Origin of the sequence: Enterobacter asburiae, from assembly GCF_001521715.1 — a bacterium.
GTDB classification, from domain to species: Bacteria; Pseudomonadota; Gammaproteobacteria; order Enterobacterales; family Enterobacteriaceae; genus Enterobacter; species Enterobacter asburiae.
This window is the reverse complement of the sequence record NZ_CP011863.1, coordinates 2530483-2547389: the sequence shown is the minus strand read 5'-3', so window position 1 is coordinate 2547389 and position 16907 is coordinate 2530483. Positions and strand designations below refer to the sequence as shown.

Annotated in this window: 12 protein-coding genes and 1 pseudogene; 7 read left to right on the top strand and 6 right to left on the bottom strand. The window is 58.5% G+C overall.

The annotated features are described in order from the left end of the window. Positions 1–41 precede the first annotated feature (41 nt). From ypfJ to ypfH, 3 genes are all read left to right on the top strand, one after another. Positions 42–911: a KPN_02809 family neutral zinc metallopeptidase gene (ypfJ, locus tag ACJ69_RS12430; protein ID WP_029739971.1), complete on the top strand. Its 870-nt coding sequence runs from the start codon at positions 42–44 to the stop codon at positions 909–911. Further along, positions 911–2857, top strand: a complete 1947-nt coding sequence (locus ACJ69_RS12425; protein ID WP_059347122.1) for a tRNA(Met) cytidine acetyltransferase TmcA — start codon at positions 911–913, stop codon at positions 2855–2857. Before ypfJ ends, ACJ69_RS12425 begins: the two co-directional genes overlap by 1 nt. Positions 2858–2930: 73 nt before the next feature. Continuing rightward, the gene (ypfH, locus tag ACJ69_RS12420; RefSeq protein WP_029739973.1) at positions 2931–3626 is read left to right on the top strand and encodes an esterase; all 696 of its coding nucleotides are present in this window, start codon (positions 2931–2933) and stop codon (positions 3624–3626) included. A gap of 38 nt (positions 3627–3664) precedes the next feature. Here the strand turns inward: ypfH and ACJ69_RS12415 are convergent, their stop codons facing one another. From ACJ69_RS12415 to ACJ69_RS12405, 3 genes are read right to left on the bottom strand one after another with little or no spacing between them, the layout of a single operon-like run. Then, a complete protein-coding gene (locus tag ACJ69_RS12415; RefSeq protein ID WP_023308751.1) occupies positions 3665–3862 on the bottom strand; it encodes a hypothetical protein in 198 nt (65 codons plus the stop codon). 24 nt (positions 3863–3886) lie between these two features. Then, positions 3887–5014 (bottom strand): succinyl-diaminopimelate desuccinylase, encoded by a 1128-nt coding sequence (gene dapE / locus ACJ69_RS12410; RefSeq protein ID WP_047060712.1) that lies wholly within the window; start codon positions 5012–5014, stop codon positions 3887–3889. Between the two features lie 10 nt (positions 5015–5024). Then, positions 5025–5375 carry an ArsC family reductase gene (locus tag ACJ69_RS12405; RefSeq protein ID WP_033146164.1) on the bottom strand — a complete coding sequence of 117 codons (351 nt, stop codon included), beginning with the start codon at positions 5373–5375 and terminating at the stop codon, positions 5025–5027. 387 nt (positions 5376–5762) lie between these two features. Here ACJ69_RS12405 and ypfM point away from each other — a divergent pair, with 387 nt between their 5' ends. Continuing rightward, entirely contained in the window at positions 5763–5822 is a 60-nt protein-coding gene (gene ypfM, locus ACJ69_RS25295) for a protein YpfM (protein ID WP_015572204.1), read from the top strand. A 109-nt stretch (positions 5823–5931) separates the two neighbouring features. Here ypfM and acrD read toward each other — a convergent pair. Beyond that, positions 5932–9044: pseudogene (acrD, locus tag ACJ69_RS12400) on the bottom strand (multidrug efflux RND transporter permease AcrD). Between the two features lie 142 nt (positions 9045–9186). Beyond that, complete coding sequence (gene narQ, locus ACJ69_RS12395; RefSeq protein WP_059347121.1) at positions 9187–10881, bottom strand: nitrate/nitrite two-component system sensor histidine kinase NarQ; 1695 nt, start codon at positions 10879–10881, stop codon at positions 9187–9189. Positions 10882–11033: 152 nt separating this feature from the next. On the opposite strand from narQ, the gene aegA reads away from it, so the two are divergent. The 3 genes from aegA (at position 11034) to ACJ69_RS12380 (ending at position 14815) form a co-directional block, all read left to right on the top strand. Continuing rightward, the gene (aegA, locus tag ACJ69_RS12390) at positions 11034–13010 is read left to right on the top strand and encodes a formate-dependent uric acid utilization protein AegA (RefSeq protein ID WP_059347120.1); all 1977 of its coding nucleotides are present in this window, start codon (positions 11034–11036) and stop codon (positions 13008–13010) included. 66 nt (positions 13011–13076) lie between these two features. Then, positions 13077–13670 (top strand): GDP-mannose pyrophosphatase NudK, encoded by a 594-nt coding sequence (gene nudK / locus ACJ69_RS12385; RefSeq protein ID WP_054830107.1) that lies wholly within the window; start codon positions 13077–13079, stop codon positions 13668–13670. Positions 13671–13771: 101 nt separating this feature from the next. Continuing rightward, positions 13772–14815: a DUF1176 domain-containing protein gene (locus ACJ69_RS12380; protein ID WP_054830108.1), complete on the top strand. Its 1044-nt coding sequence runs from the start codon at positions 13772–13774 to the stop codon at positions 14813–14815. Positions 14816–14911: 96 nt separating this feature from the next. On the opposite strand, the gene tkt is transcribed toward ACJ69_RS12380, so the two are convergent. Continuing rightward, positions 14912–16900, bottom strand: coding sequence for a transketolase (tkt, locus tag ACJ69_RS12375; RefSeq protein ID WP_032659325.1), 1989 nt, complete (start codon positions 16898–16900; stop codon positions 14912–14914). Positions 16901–16907: the final 7 nt, after the last annotated feature.

The window sequence follows — 16907 nt, the reverse complement described above, 5'->3', positions numbered from 1 at the left end:
TACGATCATAGCTATTATAAATGGAATAGTTCGAGGTGGTTATGCGCTGGCAAGGGCGTCGTGAAAGTGACAATGTAGAAGACAGACGCAGTGATGGTGGCGGCGGTCCTTCAATGGGAGGACCCGGCTTCCGGTTACCCAGCGGCAAGGGCGGGATAATCCTGCTGATTGTCGTGCTGGTTGCGGGGTATTACGGCGTCGATCTCACCGGTTTAATGACCGGTCAGCCGCTGCAGCAGCAGGAGCATTCTCAGCGCTCCATCAGCCCGAATGAAGATGAAGCGGCCAAATTTACCTCCGTTATTCTCGCCACAACAGAAGACACCTGGAGTCAGCTGTTTGAGAAGATGGGGCGTACCTACCAGCAGCCGAAGCTGGTGATGTACCGGGGGGCAACCCGCACCGGATGCGGTACCGGGCAATCTGTGATGGGGCCGTTCTACTGCCCGGCAGACGGCACCGTCTATATCGATCTCTCTTTTTACGATGACATGAAACGCAAGCTTGGCGCTGACGGTGATTTTGCCCAGGGCTATGTGATCGCGCATGAAGTCGGCCATCACGTGCAAAAGCTGCTGGGGATTGAGCCAAAAGTGCGCCAGCTTCAGCAAAATGCCTCTCAGGCGGAAGTGAACCGCCTTTCCGTTAAAATGGAGCTGCAGGCGGACTGCTTCGCGGGCGTCTGGGGCCACAGCATGCAGCAGCAGGGCGTCCTGGAATCCGGCGATCTTGAGGAGGCGTTAAATGCCGCTCAGGCTATCGGTGATGACCGTCTTCAGCAGCAGAGCCAGGGGCGCGTCGTGCCCGACAGCTTCACTCACGGTACCTCACAGCAGCGCTATAGCTGGTTTAAACGCGGCTTCGACAGCGGCGATCCGGCGCAGTGTAATACCTTCGGCAAAGCGATGTAATGCTGGAGTTTGAACAGCTGATAGGCGAGCTTGAGCGCACCGGCCATCGTCGGCTGGTGGTGCTCAGCGGCGAGGCGCAGTGGACGTTAACCCAGGCGCTTGCCCTGCGTGACGCCTTGCCCGGAGACTGGGTAAGGCTTGACGAACATCCTTCAAAAGCCATCAGCGGCCTGCTGGGACGCGAGTTCCGGCATGCCGTTTTTGACGCCAGCGCCGGGTTTGATGTCGCCGCGTTTGCCGCCCTGAGCGGAACGCTGAGCGCCGGAAGCCTTCTGGTGCTGCGGGTTCCGCCGCTCGACGCGTGGTCCGGGTTGCCAGACAGCGATTCACTGCGCTGGAGCGACGGCGCCGAAGCGATAGCCACGCCGCATTTTGTACACCATTTCTGCCGGACGATTGACGCCGATCCCGACGCGATTGTCTGGCATCAGTGCCGCGCGTTATCCCTTCCGCCTATACCCGACGCGCCTGACTGGCAGCCTGCCAGCGGCGCACCGCAGCGCGAGCAGGCTGAGATCCTGGATGTGCTGCAGGGGATGGCGGAGGGTATCGTGGCCGTCACCGCCGCGCGCGGGCGCGGAAAATCAGCCCTGGCGGGCATGCTGCTGAACCGCATTGCGGGCAGCGCCGTGGTTACCGCGCCGTCTAAAGGGGCGACGGACATCATCTCCCGCTTCGCCGGAGAGCGTTTTCATTTTATGGCCCCGGACGCGCTGCTTGCCTCTTCACACCGGGCTGACTGGCTGATTGTCGATGAAGCCGCTGCGATCCCTGGTCCGCTGCTGGAAAAGCTAGCTGTCCGTTTCCCTCGCGTGCTGTTGACCACCACGGTGCAGGGATATGAAGGAACGGGCCGGGGATTCTTGCTTAAATTCTGCGGTCGGTTTGCCGGGCTGCAGCGCTACAGTCTATCTACACCGGTGCGCTGGGCGGCGGGCTGCCCGCTTGAGCGGGTTGTTGCCAGCGCGCTGCTGTTTGACGATACGCTGATTGACCGCCGCCCGGAGGGAGAGGTGCGTTTAACCTCCCTGACACCGGAGGCCTGGGAACGCAGTCCGGCGCTTGCAGCGAGCGTATACGAGCTCCTCTGCGCGGCGCACTATCGTACCTCGCCGCTCGATTTACGCCGCATGATGGACGCGCCCGGGCAGCGGTTTGCCGTTGCCGAAACGGACCCGGATATCGCCGGGGCGCTCTGGCTGGTGGAGGAGGGCGGGCTCTCCCCTGAGCTTAGCCGCGCCGTATGGGCAGGGTACCGGCGTCCGCGCGGTAACCTGGTGGCGCAGTCTCTGGCGGCGCACGGCGGCTCTCCGCTGGCGGCGACGCTCAGAGGACGACGGGTGACCCGCATTGCCGTACATCCTCACCGTCAGCGGGAAGGGATTGGCCAGGCGCTTGTTCGCAGCGCCAGCGGCGAAGATTATCTGTCGGTGAGCTTTGGCTATACCGATGAACTTTGGCGTTTCTGGCAGCAATGTGGGTTTGTGCTGGTGCGGATGGGCAGCCATCGTGAAGCCAGCAGCGGCTGCTACACCGCGATGGCCTTGCTGCCGCAGAGTCAGGCAGGGCGTCAGCTGTGCGAGCTGGCGCAGCGGCGTCTGAAGCGCGATGCGCGGGTGTTATCAGCCTGGAACGGTGAAAAGATCCCCGTGGAAGACGGCTGGGAAGCTACCCTTAATCATGACGACTGGCTGGAGCTGGCGGGGTTTGCTTTTGCGCATCGGGCGTTTTCAACCTCGGTTGCCGCACTGACGCGGCTGTTGTTAACCGTGGACATGCCGCTTCCGGCCCTGCGTGGGAAAATGGAAGGGAAAGTGGAAGACGTCGGGCGAAAAGCCTTGCTGGCAACGTTGCGGAATGAAACCGCGCAAGCGATTGAAAGTCTTGACTATCCGCGCTGCCAGCAGCTGAAAGAAGATATTTTGCAATGGCAATTTTTTCAATGACTTCTTCAGTAAAGTGGCATGGTCATTCACGTCCGGAGGCGTAGAATCCAGGTCATCTATTAAGGAGACCACCATGAAACACGACCATTTTGTTGTTCAAAGTCCTGACAAACCGGCTAAGCAGTTACTGCTTCTGTTTCATGGCGTAGGCGATAATGCCGTCAATATGGGTCAGATTGGCAGCTGGTTTGCGCCCGTTTTTCCGGAAGCATTGATTGTCAGCATCGGTGGCGTAGAGCCATGTGGTCCGAACGGACGCCAGTGGTTCTCTGTTCAGGGCGTGACGGAAGAGAATCGTCAGGCTCGCATCGACGCCATCATGCCCACCTTTATCGATATCGTCCGCTACTGGCAGCAGCAGAGCGGCGTGGGTGCAGACGCGACCGCGCTGATTGGTTTCTCGCAGGGGTCAATCATGTCGCTGGAAAGCGTTAAAGCGCAGCCGGGTCTGGTTTCACGCGTCATCGCGTTTAACGGCCGCTTTGCGACGTTACCGACCAGTGCGACCACGCAGACCACGATCCACCTGATCCACGGTGGTGAAGACCGCGTGATTGAGCTCTCGCATGCGGTTGCCGCCCAGGAAGCGCTGATTCGCGAAGGTGGGGATGTGACGCTGGATATCGTTGACGATCTGGGCCACGCGATTGACGATCGTAGCATGCAGTTCGCGCTCGATCGTTTGCGCTATACCGTACCGAAGCACTACTTTGATGAAGCGCTCAGCGGCGGTAAGCCGGATGATGATGATATTGTTGAGTTTATGTGAGGTTTCCCCCTCTCCCAGGGAGAGGGGAAACTTAACGATTACTTCTTCTGGTCCTTGTTCGGCCAGTCGTCGTCATCGTCCCACTTGTCGTTAAAATCACGGTGCGGGGGAAGATCCGGTTTGTTGGCGAGAAATTTTTTATGGTCAACGCGCTTAAGATCTTTAATCACGTTAAGCAATACGCCAACCAGAAAAACTAACACCAGAATCCACCAGTACTTTGAAAGCCAATCCATTCGCTATTCCTCTCAGAGCGTTCGTCAGGCGACGAGTTGCTCCATAATACGTTGATACATACGGGCCAGCAGTTGCAAATCTGCCGCATTGACACACTCATTGATTTTATGAATGGTTGCGTTCACTGGACCCAGTTCGACAACCTGGGCGCCCATACGGGCGATAAAGCGTCCGTCTGAGGTGCCACCCGTTGTCAGCAGCTGTGGCTTAATTTCATTATAGTGCTCGATGGCGTTCACCACCGCATCCACCAGTTTGCCACGCTGCGTCAGGAACGGCTGGCCGGAAAGCCACCACTCCACGGTGTAGCGCAGGTGATATTTTTCCAGCAGGGCGACGACGCGCGCCTTGATCATCTCATCGGTCAGTTCGGTACTGAAGCGGAAGTTAAACTGGACGAAGTAATCACCCGGGATCACGTTGTTGCTGCCGGTCCCGGCCTTGACGTTCGCGATCTGCATGCTGGTTGGCGGGAAGAATTCGTTGCCTTTATCCCACTCGATGCCCACCAGTTCGCTCAGCATCGGCGCAGCGCGATGGACCGGGTTATCGGCCAGATGCGGGTATGCAACGTGCCCCTGAACGCCGTGAATGGTCAGGTTACAGGTCAGCGAACCGCGGCGCCCATTTTTGACAACATCACCCACCACTTCGGTACTGGACGGCTCACCGACCAGACAGTAGTCGAGACGCTCGTTACGCGCCATCAGCGCTTCAACGACCTTCACGGTGCCGTTATGGGCGCTGGCTTCTTCGTCGGAGGTGATTAAAAACGCCAGACGGTTTTTGTGGTTCGGATGCTGAGCCACAAAGCGCTCTGCCGCCACGACCATCGCCGCCAGGGAGCCTTTCATGTCTGCCGCGCCGCGACCAAACAGCATACCGTCGCGGATGGTCGGTTCAAACGGCGGGTTAATCCAGCGATCCGCGTCACCGGCGGGAACGACGTCAGTATGCCCGGCAAAGGCCAGCGTTTCACCCTGGCCACGCCACGCCCAGAAGTTCTGGGTATCGCCAAAATCCATGCGTTCAACGGTGAAACCGATGGCACGCAGGCGCTCAATCATAAGTGCCTGACAACCTGCGTCGTCCGGGCTAAGGGAAGGACGGCGAATAAGCTGCTGAGTCAGCTCAATGACCGGGCATGACATAAACTACACCTCAACGAAAAAAGTCGGAATAAAGGGTTTCACTGAAACCCAGCAGCATAGGCTGCCCTGGCGCGCAGAGCAATGGGCGTTTGATAATTGCCGGCATATCGAGCATCAGTTTTGCCGCGCTGTCGGCGTTGTTGATGCTGGCGCGCAGAGATTCGTCGAGTTTACGCCAGGTGGTGCCGCGGGTGTTCAGCAGGGCTTCCCACCCCAGTTCGCCGATCGCGCTATGCAGAAATTCTGCATCAAGCCCGTCGGCACGGTAATCGTGGAAGCGGTACTCCACGCCGTTTGCTTCCAGCCAGCGGCGGGCTTTTTTGATGGTGTCGCAATTTTTAATGCCGTACATCACAACCATGGTGAATCCTTTTGACCTAATGATGATTAAATGTTCAGTAAATTCGAAGATATATCCTTAAGTGGAATATAACACATTCAGGAATCGTCTGGATTTACACTTCTTCTTAATTCAACTCACATCTGTACGCTGAATATTCTTTCACCCTTTAAGCATAGATGTCCATAAAGTTTAAATTTCGAATAAACTCAGCGGGTAAAATAAAATTCACCCGTTCGGAGGGTTATTTCAAAATATTGCTAGCCGTCACAAAAAATTGAGGCCTCTCCGTTCATATTTATCATAAATCCCCGCAGGACGTGGGGTACAATCACAGCAATTGGTTAAATAGTCTTCACAATGATGGTCCGTTTTTGTAGAATGCGCATAATAATAAGAGAGGTTGTTATGATTGAACGTGAACTGGGGAACTGGAAAGATTTTATCGAAGGCATGCTTCGTAAATGACATTCAGTAAGAATTGCAAGAGCACTAAAATAAGTAAAATAACCATAGTGTGAATTAATCACACAATAAAAAGGCGGCCGATAAAGCCGCCTTTTTTTATTTCAATCACTTACTCAGCGCGTTCCTTTAACGGGAAGCGGCGACGCACCAGCACAAAGAACAACGGCACGAAGTAAATGGCCAGTACGGTGGCCGAAATCATGCCGCCCATCACCCCCGTTCCGACGGCATGCTGGCTGCTGGAGCCTGCGCCCGTACTGGTTGCCATCGGCAGTACGCCAAAGACAAACGCCAGCGACGTCATCAGGATGGGACGTAAGCGCTGACGGCAGGCGTGCAGCGTGGCGGCCATCAGCTCGTGGCCTTTGGCATTCATCTCGTTGGCAAATTCAACGATCAGAATGGCGTTTTTCGCCGATAGCCCAATTACGGTGAGCAGACCCACCTGGAAGTAAACATCGTTCTCGAGGCCGCGCATCCAGGTCGCCAGCAGCGCACCGATAACCCCAAGCGGCACGACCAGCATGACGGAGAACGGGACTGACCAGCTTTCATACAGTGCGGCAAGGCAGAGGAAGACCACCAGCAGAGAGAGCGCGTAAAGTGCGGGAGCCTGTGCCCCGGAGAGACGCTCCTGGTAGGACATGGCCGTCCACTCCAGACCAAAACCGGCGGGCAGCTGCTGCACCAGTTTTTCCATGGTATCCATGGCGGTACCGGTACTGACGCCCGGCGCGGCTTCCCCGACGATTTCAACCGCAGAGTAGCCGTTATAGCGCTCCAGACGCGGCGAGCCGCTCTCCCAGTGCGAGGTGGCAAACGCGGAGAACGGCACCATGCCGCCAGCGTTATTCCTGACAAACCAGCGGTTAATATCATCCGGCAGCATGCGGAACGGCGCGGCGGACTGGACATACACTTTTTTCACGCGGCCGCGATCCATAAAGTCATTCACATAGCTCGAGCCCCACGCCGTTTGCAGGGTGTCGTTGATATCATTGATCGAGACGCCCAGCGCCTGAGCCTTACGCTGATCGATATCCACCTGCAGCTGCGGGCTGTCGTCAAGACCGTTATGGCGAACGCGGGTCAGGCCTGGATCGTTGCCCGCCAGCGCTAACAGCTTATCGCGTGCCGCCATCAGCGCCGTGTGGCCCGCCCCGGCGTGATCCTGCAGCTCCATGTCAAACCCGGCGGAACTGCCCAGGCCGCTTATCGCCGGCGGGCTGCTGGCGAAGACGCGCGCCTCTTTAATATGCGCAAAGGCTTTGGTCGCGCGTTCAATGATGGCGAATGACGTTCCGGTTTTGGTATCGCGCTCGTCCCAGTCCTTCAGGCGGACGAACATGCGGGCGACGTTCTGCCCGTTTCCGCCCGGGCCAGAGCCCACGGTGGAGAAGACCGACACAACGTTATCTTTCTCTTTGGTGAAGAAGTACTGCTCCACTTTCTGGACCACTTTCAGCGTCTGCTGCTGCGTTGCGCCGCTCGGGAGCTGCACCGAGGTGGTGAACATTCCCCGGTCTTCCATCGGCAGGAACGAGGTGGGGAGATGCATAAACAGCCAGACCATGCCGCCCAGCAGCACAACGTAAATCATCATCCAGCGCAGGCTGCGATGGAGCACGCCACCGACGGCAGATTCATATCGCGCGGCATTGCGGTTGAACATCCGGTTAAACCAGCCGAAGAACCCTTTTTGCCCGTGCTGCTCCCCTTTGTGCAGCGGTTTCAGAATGGTGGCGCACAGCGCAGGGGTGAGGATCAGCGCCACCAGCACGGAGAGCACCATCGCCGAGACGATGGTTATTGAGAACTGACGGTAAATCGCGCCGGTGGTGCCGCCAAAGAAGGCCATCGGGATAAAGACGGCCGACAGCACCATCGCAATACCGACTAACGCCCCCTGAATTTGCCCCATGGATTTGCGCGTCGCCTGGCGCGGGGAGAGTCCTTCTTCGCTCATGATGCGCTCGACGTTTTCGACCACCACGATGGCATCATCCACCAGAAGGCCAATCGCCAGCACCATCGCAAACATCGTCAGGGTGTTAATGCTGTACCCGAACGCGTAAAGCACCGCAAAGGTCCCCAGCAGCACCACCGGCACGGCAATGGTTGGGATCAGCGTCGCGCGGAAGTTTTGCAGGAACAGGTACATCACCAGGAACACCAGCGCGATGGCTTCCAGCAGGGTCTTCACCACGTCCTCAATCGACGCTTTAACAAAGGAGGTCGTTTCATAGGCGACTTTGTACTCCAGCCCGTGCGGGAAATACTGGGAAAGCTCGTCCAGACGGTCCAGCACCAGTTTCGCCGTGGCCATTTCGTTTGCGCCGGAGGCAAGCTTTATCCCCAGACCGGAGGCCTGATTGCCGTTAAAGCGGCTCAGGTAGTCGTATTTTTCCGCCCCCATTTCCACCGTGGCGACATCGCCCAGACGCACTTCCGAACCATCCTGATTCACGCGCAGGGTGATGTTGCGGAACTGGTCCGGCGTCTGCAGCAGGGATTGTGAATTGATGGTGGCGTTCAGGGCCTGCTTATCGACGGACGGCGTTCCCCCAGCTGCCCCACCGCAATCTGGGCGTTCTGGGCCTTGATGGCATTCGTCACGTCGGTTGCCGTCATCTGGACGCTGTTCAGCTTGTTGGGGTCGAGCCAGATGCGCATTGAATACTGTGAGCCGTAGGCGTCGATATCCCCGACGCCGTTGATACGGCTGATGGGATCCTGAATATTACTGGCGACGTAGTCCGCAATGTCCTGTTTATCCATCGAGCCATCTGTCGAGACAAACGCGATGGTCAAAATGTTGGTATCACCGGTTTTACGCACGGTCACGCCCTGATTCTGCACCGCCTGGGGCAGCTTGCGCATGGCCGACTGTAGCTGGTTTTGCACCTGCTGCACCGCTTCGTCCGGGTCGGTGCCCGCCTTAAAGCTCAGGGTAACCGTCGCCTGGCCCGTGGCGCTACTTTGCGAGGACATGTACATCAGGTTATCCAGACCCGTCATGTTCTGCTCGATAACCTGCGTCACGGTGTTTTCCAGCGTTTGTGCGGAAGCGCCGGGGTAGTTTGCTGTTACGCGCACGTTAGGCGGTGCCAGATCGGGGTATTGCTCAACAGGAAGTGAAGTAATCGCCAGGACACCTGTCAGACACAACAGGATGGCAAGCACCCAGGCAAAAATGGGGCGATCGATGAAAAAATTCGCCATGAAAGAGTGACCTCGTTTTGCTGCACGTCATTATTGTTTATTGCCCGCATAACTTTAGCGGTAAGGCCCAGGTCAAACGTGGAGAAATAAAGGAGATAATGTAAATTATCATGCGCTTTATCCTGCGCGTTCTCATTTACCGTTATTTACCCGTTAACGGCGCGGGCGCCGGGAACGTCACGCTGACGAGCGTGCCGCCGTTTTGCGGCTGCGAGAAGTGCAGCATCCCGCCGAGCCGTTGCGCGCGTTCGCGCATAATGTTCAGGCCGTAATGTCCCGGCGGTTCGCTGGCTTCGCCAATCCCGATGCCGTTGTCACGAATGCTGACGCTGTGCGTACCGTCCGATGCGGTCACGCAGCTTACGGTGATCTCGCTGGCCTGCGCATGCTTAATGGCGTTCAGCACGGCCTCACGCACGATCTGCAGCAAATGCACCTGCTTTTGCGCGTCCAGCGCCAGCGAGGAAAGACGGCAGTCGAGATGCAGCTTCGCCTGCGTCTGGCTCTGCAGGACGTCGAGGGACTCCTGCAGCGCTGCGGGTAAGTTCGCGTGGTTCAGCGTCAGGCGGAAGGTGGTGAGCAGCTCGCGAAGCTGCTGCCAGGCATTGTTCAGCTCGCGGGAGAAGTCGGTGATGATGGTCTGCGCCGGGATATTTTCCTCGGGCACGGCGCGTTTGAGCAGCGCAAGCTGAATGCGCAGATACGACAGCACCTGCGCCAGCGAATCGTGCAGCTCGCGGGCAATGGTGGCGCGCTCTTCCATCAGCAGCAGCTGCTGGTAATGTTTTTGCGCCTGGTTAAAGTACAGCCCGCGCCCGAGCATGGTTGCCACGCTTCTCATCAGCGGAAGGGGAACGCTGTCCGTCTCGCTTTGCCAGCGCAGCTCGCCATAAAGGGTGTCCTGCATCAGTACCGGCAGGTGCTGCAGAGGAATGCCATATGACTCCGTCCCTTCAGACAGCCGCCAGTCGTCGCTGGTGCGCAGTTCGAGATAATTCATCTGCGTATAGTCATGGACAATCTGCAGGATATGCCGAAAGCAGTGGCTGTCTATCTGGCCGGTATTCAGCGCCTGAGAGCATTTGAACAGCATGTCGAGCTGCTGGTGGGCTTCATGCAAATGCCGCGTCTTTTCTGCGACCGAGGCTTCGAGCGAACGGTAGAGCGTAGCCAGCTCGGCGGACATGTGGTTGAAGGCGCGGGAGAGTTGGCCCAGCTCGTTCGGCAGGGCGGTATCCGGCGCCGGGGTTGTAAATTCGCCACGCTCAACCCGTTCGCTGGCCGCCACCAGATTGTTAAGCGGCAATACCACCTGGCGACGGATGCGTCGCAGGGTAAACAGCGTCAGCAGCAGGATCCCGAGAGCACCCGCCAGCGAGAGCAGGGTCACCGTCTGAATTTTATGTTCGGTGTAGTGCTGAAGGGCGAGCACAAAGGCATCAATGCGGCCGACAAAATCCTCAATGTGGGTTTGATACCACGCGCTGTCGCCGCGGGCGATGTGCGCATCCATTTCCAGCCAGGCCACGTGGAGCTGCTGGTAGCGCGCTTTTACATCGTCCGGGACGTACCAGCGGTTTAGCTTCTGCAGGGCAGGCGCGTTCAGCGTCTGTTGCCAGCTGTCGCGATGCGCGGCAAGGGAAGGGCTGTTGCGCTGCATCTCGTAGCCCAGACGATAGCTCTGCATGCGCAGCGAACCCGCGATATTAATAGCTTCGGCGTCACGCTGGCTGCTGGCAAGCGTCAGCAGCGCGACGGTGCTGGTCAGCACCGATAAGGCAATTATCGAAAAGAAAGCCCAGGCAAGGCTTCCGGAAACGGGTCGTTTGACGGTCACAGAACGGCTCTCTGAATAAAATTGATCTGCTACAGGTTCACTGTAAATAATTCGGCATTCCGGGCATTTGAACATTGCCCGATCGCGCCGTGATGCGTAAATACCATATTCATACAAAGAATAAGGTTATTGAACCAAAAACAGGTGTGGTTATGAATCGTTTTATTATGGCTAACAGCCAGCAGTGCATCGGGTGTCGCGCCTGCGAAGTGGCCTGCGTGATGGCGCACAACGATGAGCAGTACGTCCTGAGCGAGCGCCATTTTCATCCCCGTATTACGGTCCTGCGAGCCGGCGAGAAGAGTAGCCCCGTCACCTGCCATCACTGTGAAAACGCGCCCTGCGCGCAAAGCTGCCCGAACGGCGCCATCAGCAAATGCGATGACAGCGTACAGGTGAATCAACAAAAATGCATCGGCTGTAAGGCCTGCGTGGTGGCCTGCCCGTTTGGCACGATGGAGATTATCGTCACCCCGCTCGACAGCGGCGGCGTGAAGGCCTCGGCGAATAAATGCGATCTCTGTCTGACGCGGCCACACGGCCCGGCCTGTATCGAAAATTGCCCGGCAGGTGTTCTGTCACTGGCGACGCCTGCTGTCCTTGATACTCTGGCGAAATCGCGCCGACAGCGCACGGCCTGCCTGGAGGCGCAGCCCTGGCACGCGGAAGCCGTCAGAGAAGACGCTTCGCGCACCAAACTGCAGCAGATGCAAACAACCCCGCCGCGCGGCGAGCCCGATAAACTCGCTGCCGCAGAGCGCGTGAGCCATTTTAATGAAATTTACCTGCCGTTCCGGGACGGGCAGGCCGCCCGCGAGGCGTCGCGCTGCCTGAAATGCGGCGAGCAAAGCATTTGCGAATGGACCTGCCCGCTGCATAACCACATCCCGCAGTGGATCGAGCGCCTCAACGCGGGGGACATCGTCGGCGCGGTCGAGCTTTCTCATCAGACCAACTGTTTACCTGAAATTACCGGCCGCGTCTGTCCGCAGGACCGATTATGCGAGGGTGCCTGCACAATACGTGAAGAGGCGGGATCCGTGACCATCGGTAACATCGAGCGCTATATCTCCGATCGGGCGCTAGCGATGGGCTGGCGGCCGGATATGTCCGCCGTCACGCCGACAGGTAAACGTGTTGCGATCGTCGGCGCCGGGCCCGCCGGGCTGGCGTGCGCCGACGTGCTGGCGCGCAGCGGCGCGAGTGTGACGGTCTATGACCGGCATCCGGAAATTGGCGGATTGCTGACCTTTGGCATCCCGGCATTCAAGCTGGACAAATCGTTGCTCGCGCGGCGCAGAGAGATATTTACCGCGATGGGGATCCGCTTCGAGCTGAACTGCGAGGTGGGCCAGGACGTGTCGATGTCGCAGTTAAAGCACGATTACGACGCCCTGTTTATTGGCGTGGGAACCTATCGCTCGATGAAGGCGGGTATCCCGCACGAGGACGCGCCAGGGGTCTATGACGCGCTGCCTTTCCTGGTGGGCAACACGCGACACGTTATGGGGCTGGAGGCGACGGCCAGCGAACCGTTCATCGACACCCATGGCTTAAACGTGGTGGTGCTTGGCGGGGGCGATACCGCGATGGACTGCGTTCGAACCGCGTTACGCCACGGCGCGGCGAAGGTGACCTGCGCCTATCGTCGGGATGAGGCCAATATGCCGGGCTCGAAGAAAGAGGTGAAGAACGCCCGAGAAGAGGGCGCGGCGTTTGAATTTAACGTTCAGCCGGTTGAGCTGACGCTGGATCCTGACGGAAAGGTCAACGGTATCCGGATGCTGCGTACCAAGCTCGGTGAACCGGACGCGCAGGGACGGCGTCGGCCCGTTCCGGTAGCGGGCAGCGAGTTCGTGATGGCGGCAGATGCGGTCATCATGGCGTTTGGTTTTAACCCGCATGCGATGCCGTGGCTGCAGGCGCAGGGTGTCGAAACGGATGACCGGGGGCGGATCGTTGCTTCGGTCGAGAGCCGCTACCGTTATCAGACGACTAACCCACAGATCTTCGCCGGGGGCGATGCGGTACGCGGTGCGGATCTGGTGGTGACCGCAATGGCGGAAGGGCGTCATGCGGCGCAGGGGATACTCGACTGGCTTGGGGTTAACGCGCCAAATCATCATTAAACCGGCGGGCGACAAAGCGGGATTCACGGCGTAGTATAGGACGACTCATTGTGTTATGGAGCCCGTATGACCCTGAAAATTGACGTTATCAAAGACAAAATTCTCTCTGAAAACTACTTTGTCCTGCGTAACATCACCTATGACCTTACGCGTAACAACGGTGAGGTTATCCGCCACAAACGCGAGGTCTACGACCGCGGCAACGGGGCAACCATTCTGCTCTATAACCGTGAAAAGCAGAGCGTGGTGCTGATCCGTCAGTTCAGGGTGGCGACATGGGTTAATGGCAACCCTGACGGACGTCTGATTGAAACCTGCGCGGGCCTGCTCGATGATGATGAGCCGGAAGTTTGTATCCGCAAAGAGGCCGTGGAAGAAACCGGCTTCGAAGTGGGCGAGGTCAAAAAGGTCTTCGAGCTGTTTATGTCGCCGGGCGGCGTAACGGAAATTGTGCATTTCTTCATCGCGGAATACAGCGACGCGCAGCGCACTCACCGCGGCGGTGGCGTGGAGGATGAAGATATCGAAGTGCTGGAGCTTCCTTTTGCCCGGGCGCTGGAGATGATGCGTTCAGGCGAAATCATGGATGGTAAAGCGGTGATATTACTGCAGTATTTACAGACAACCGGGCTGATGAACGCTGATTTCGAACGGAAGTAGCGTGTTTTTCGGGTATATCTGATAAATCCGATTGAGCAACCCCGGCGGGAACACGAAGATACTGCCCAGTTAAGCGTTTTCGTTCCGGGATTGTGTCATTCATGCGCTACAGCGTCTTTTTGTTTTACCTGTTTTGTGTGCTCCTCGCGCCGCAGGTGCGGGCAGCACCTGCCCAGCAAGCCTTCTCCGACTGGCAGGTAACCTGCAATAACCAGAATTTTTGCCTCGCACGCAATACCGGTGAACACCGTGGTCTGGTCATGACGCTCACCCGTAGTGCCGGGGCGAAAACGGACGCCACGCTGCGTATCGATCTCGGCGGTCTTGATGCGCCCTCGGTCAAAGAGCCAGAGATTGCCCCCCGGCTGCTGCTGGATAACGTTCCCCTGAAGCTGGACAAACAGCGCTGGCAGCTCACGCCCTGGCATCTTAAAACGGACGATGCGGCCACCATCACCGCCTTTCTGAAAAACATCCAGGAAGGGAAGGCCCTGACCCTGCGCGACGGTAAGCAGGTCATTTCACTGAGCGGTCTGAAAGCCGCGCTGCTGTTCATTGATGCGCAGCAAAAGCGCGTCGGCAGCGAAACCGCGTGGATCAAGAAAGGTGACGATCCGCCGTTAAGCGTTCCGCCTGCTCCTGCCCTTAAAAAGGTGGCGGTCGTCAACCCGACCCCGACGCCGCTCTCTCACGCCGAACTGAACGACCTGCTGGACTATGGTACCGGGCGGATGAACGCCAGCCAGTGCTCGCTGGATCCTAACCGTCGGGAAGTGCGCGTCACCGCGTTAACCGATGACAAAGCGCTGCTGATCGTCAGCTGCGAGGCGGGGGCCTATAACACGGTCGATCTGGCGTGGCTGGTATCGCGTAAAAAACCGTTCACCGCGCGCAGCGTCAGGCTGCGTCTGCCGTTCACGCCGTCAGGCGAGGGGAGCGAAATGGAGTTGATGAACGCCAGCTTCGATGAAAAGACGCGCGAGCTGACAACGCTCGCGCTGGGGCGCGGTTTGGGTGATTGCGGGATCCAGACGCGCTGGCGTTTTGACGGCCAGCGTTTCCGTCTGGTGCGCTACGCTGAGGAGCCCAGCTGCGACAACTGGAACGGGCCAGATGCCTGGCCCACGCTGTGGATCACGCGGTAGTTTTATGCCGGGTGGCGCTGTTGCTTACCCGGCCTAGGGTTTGGCGGTTTTGTAGGCCGGGTAAGGCGTAGCCGCCACCCGGCAACGCAGACCGCACTAGATCACGCTCAGCGCCTTCTCCACCACGTTCTCAACGGTAAAGCCGAAGTACGGGAACAGCTTATCGGCAGGGGCGGACTCACCGTAGCCCCGCATGCCGACAATTGCCCCTTTGAGCCCGACATACTTGTACCAGTAGTCGGCAATACCGGCTTCCACCGCCACGCGAGCCGCGACGCTGGACGGCAGGACCGATTCCCGGTACGCCTCGTCCTGGGCGTCAAAAATATCCGTGGAAGGCAGGGACACCACGCGCACCGCGTGGCCTTCGGCAGTCAGTTTCTCCGCCGCTTTCACCGTAATTTCCACCTCGGACCCGGTCGCAATCAGGATCACGTCCGGCTTGCCGCCGCTGTCCTTCAGGATGTAGCCGCCGCGGGCGATGTTTTTCACCTGCTCCGGGGTTCGCTCAATCTGCGCCAGGTTCTGGCGTGACAGAATCAGTGCCGTTGGTCCGTTGTGGCGTTCCACCGCTAGCTTCCAGCCCACCGCCGCTTCGACCTGATCGCACGGACGCCAGGTGCTGAAGTTGGGCGTCAGACGCAGGCTCGCCAGCTGTTCAACCGCCTGGTGCGTAGGCCCGTCTTCCCCGAGTCCGATGGAGTCATGGGTATAGACCATAATCTGCCGCGCCTTCATCAGCGCCGCCATACGCGCCGCGTTGCGGGCGTACTCGACGAACATCAGGAAGGTGGCGGTGTACGGCACAAACCCGCCGTGATGGGCGATGCCGTTGGCAATCGCGGTCATACCAAACTCGCGCACACCGTAGTGGATGTAGTTCCCGGCAATGTCCTCTTTCAGCGATTTTGAGCCCGACCAGATGGTCAGGTTGCTGGGCGCCAGATCCGCCGAGCCGCCGAGCAGTTCGGGCAGGAGAGGGCCGATTGCGTTCAGGGTATTTTGCGACGCCTTGCGGGTGGCGATCTTCGCCGGGTTGGACTGCAGGTTTTCAATCAGCGCCTGGGTTTTATCGTCCCAGTCCTCCGGCAGGCCGCCGCTCATGCGGCGGGAAAACTCGGCGGCGAGATCCGGGTGCGCTTTTTTGTAGGCGGCAAACTTCTCGTTCCAGGACTGCTGGGCCTTTTCACCCGCCTCACGGGCATCCCAGGCTCTGTAGATCTCTTTCGGGATCTCAAACGGTGGATGTTTCCACCCCAGCTTTTGCCGGGTCAGCGCGACTTCCTCCTCGCCCAGCGCCGCGCCGTGCGCCTCCTCTTTGCCCGCCTTGTTCGGTGAGCCGAAGCCGATGACCGTGCGGCAGATAATCAGGGACGGTTTATCCTTCACGCTCTGCGCTTCCTGAATCGCTTTTTTCACCGCTTCAGGGTCGTGGCCGTCGATCTCGTGCACCACGTGCCAGTGATAGGCTTCAAAGCGTTTTGCCGTGTCGTCGGTAAACCAGCCTTCGGTCTCCCCGTCGATGGAGATGCCGTTGTGATCGTAGAAGCCAATCAGTTTGCCGAGCCCCAGCGTGCCCGCCAGGGAGCAGACCTCATGGGAAATCCCCTCCATCAGGCAGCCGTCACCCATAAACACGTAGGTATAGTGGTCGACAATCTCGTGGTCCGGCTGGTTAAACTGCGCCGCCAGCGTGCGTTCGGCAATTGCCAGCCCAACCGCATTGGCCAGCCCCTGACCGAGCGGCCCAGTCGTCGTTTCCACGCCCGGCGTATAGCCAATCTCAGGGTGCCCCGGCGTTTTGGAGTGCAGCTGGCGGAAGTTTTTCAGCTCCTCAAGCGGCAGATCGTAGCCGGAAAGGTGCAGCAGGCTGTAGAGCAGCATTGAGGCGTGACCGTTGGAGAGAATAAAGCGGTCGCGATCGTACCAGGTGGGGTCATTCGGGTTGTGCTTCAGAAAGTCGTTCCACAGCACTTCGGCAATATCAGCCATGCCCATCGGCGCGCCGGGGTGGCCGGAATTGGCTTTTTGCACGGCATCCATGCTGAGGGCGCGAATGGCATTGGCTAGCTCTTTACGGGACATAGTTCAC

What these genes read in the sequence shown, in the direction of transcription:
- ypfJ (WP_029739971.1), top strand. Translation starts at nt 42, where the DNA reads ATGCGCTGGCAAGGGCGTCGTGAAAGTGACAATGTAGAAGACAGACGC.
- ACJ69_RS12425 (WP_059347122.1), top strand. Translation starts at nt 911, where the DNA reads ATGCTGGAGTTTGAACAGCTGATAGGCGAGCTTGAGCGCACCGGCCAT.
- ypfH (WP_029739973.1), top strand. Translation starts at nt 2,931, where the DNA reads ATGAAACACGACCATTTTGTTGTTCAAAGTCCTGACAAACCGGCTAAG.
- ACJ69_RS12415 (WP_023308751.1), bottom strand. Translation starts at nt 3,862, where the DNA reads ATGGATTGGCTTTCAAAGTACTGGTGGATTCTGGTGTTAGTTTTTCTG.
- dapE (WP_047060712.1), bottom strand. Translation starts at nt 5,014, where the DNA reads ATGTCATGCCCGGTCATTGAGCTGACTCAGCAGCTTATTCGCCGTCCT.
- ACJ69_RS12405 (WP_033146164.1), bottom strand. Translation starts at nt 5,375, where the DNA reads ATGGTTGTGATGTACGGCATTAAAAATTGCGACACCATCAAAAAAGCC.
- aegA (WP_059347120.1), top strand. Translation starts at nt 11,034, where the DNA reads ATGAATCGTTTTATTATGGCTAACAGCCAGCAGTGCATCGGGTGTCGC.
- nudK (WP_054830107.1), top strand. Translation starts at nt 13,077, where the DNA reads ATGACCCTGAAAATTGACGTTATCAAAGACAAAATTCTCTCTGAAAAC.
- ACJ69_RS12380 (WP_054830108.1), top strand. Translation starts at nt 13,772, where the DNA reads ATGCGCTACAGCGTCTTTTTGTTTTACCTGTTTTGTGTGCTCCTCGCG.
- tkt (WP_032659325.1), bottom strand. Translation starts at nt 16,900, where the DNA reads ATGTCCCGTAAAGAGCTAGCCAATGCCATTCGCGCCCTCAGCATGGAT.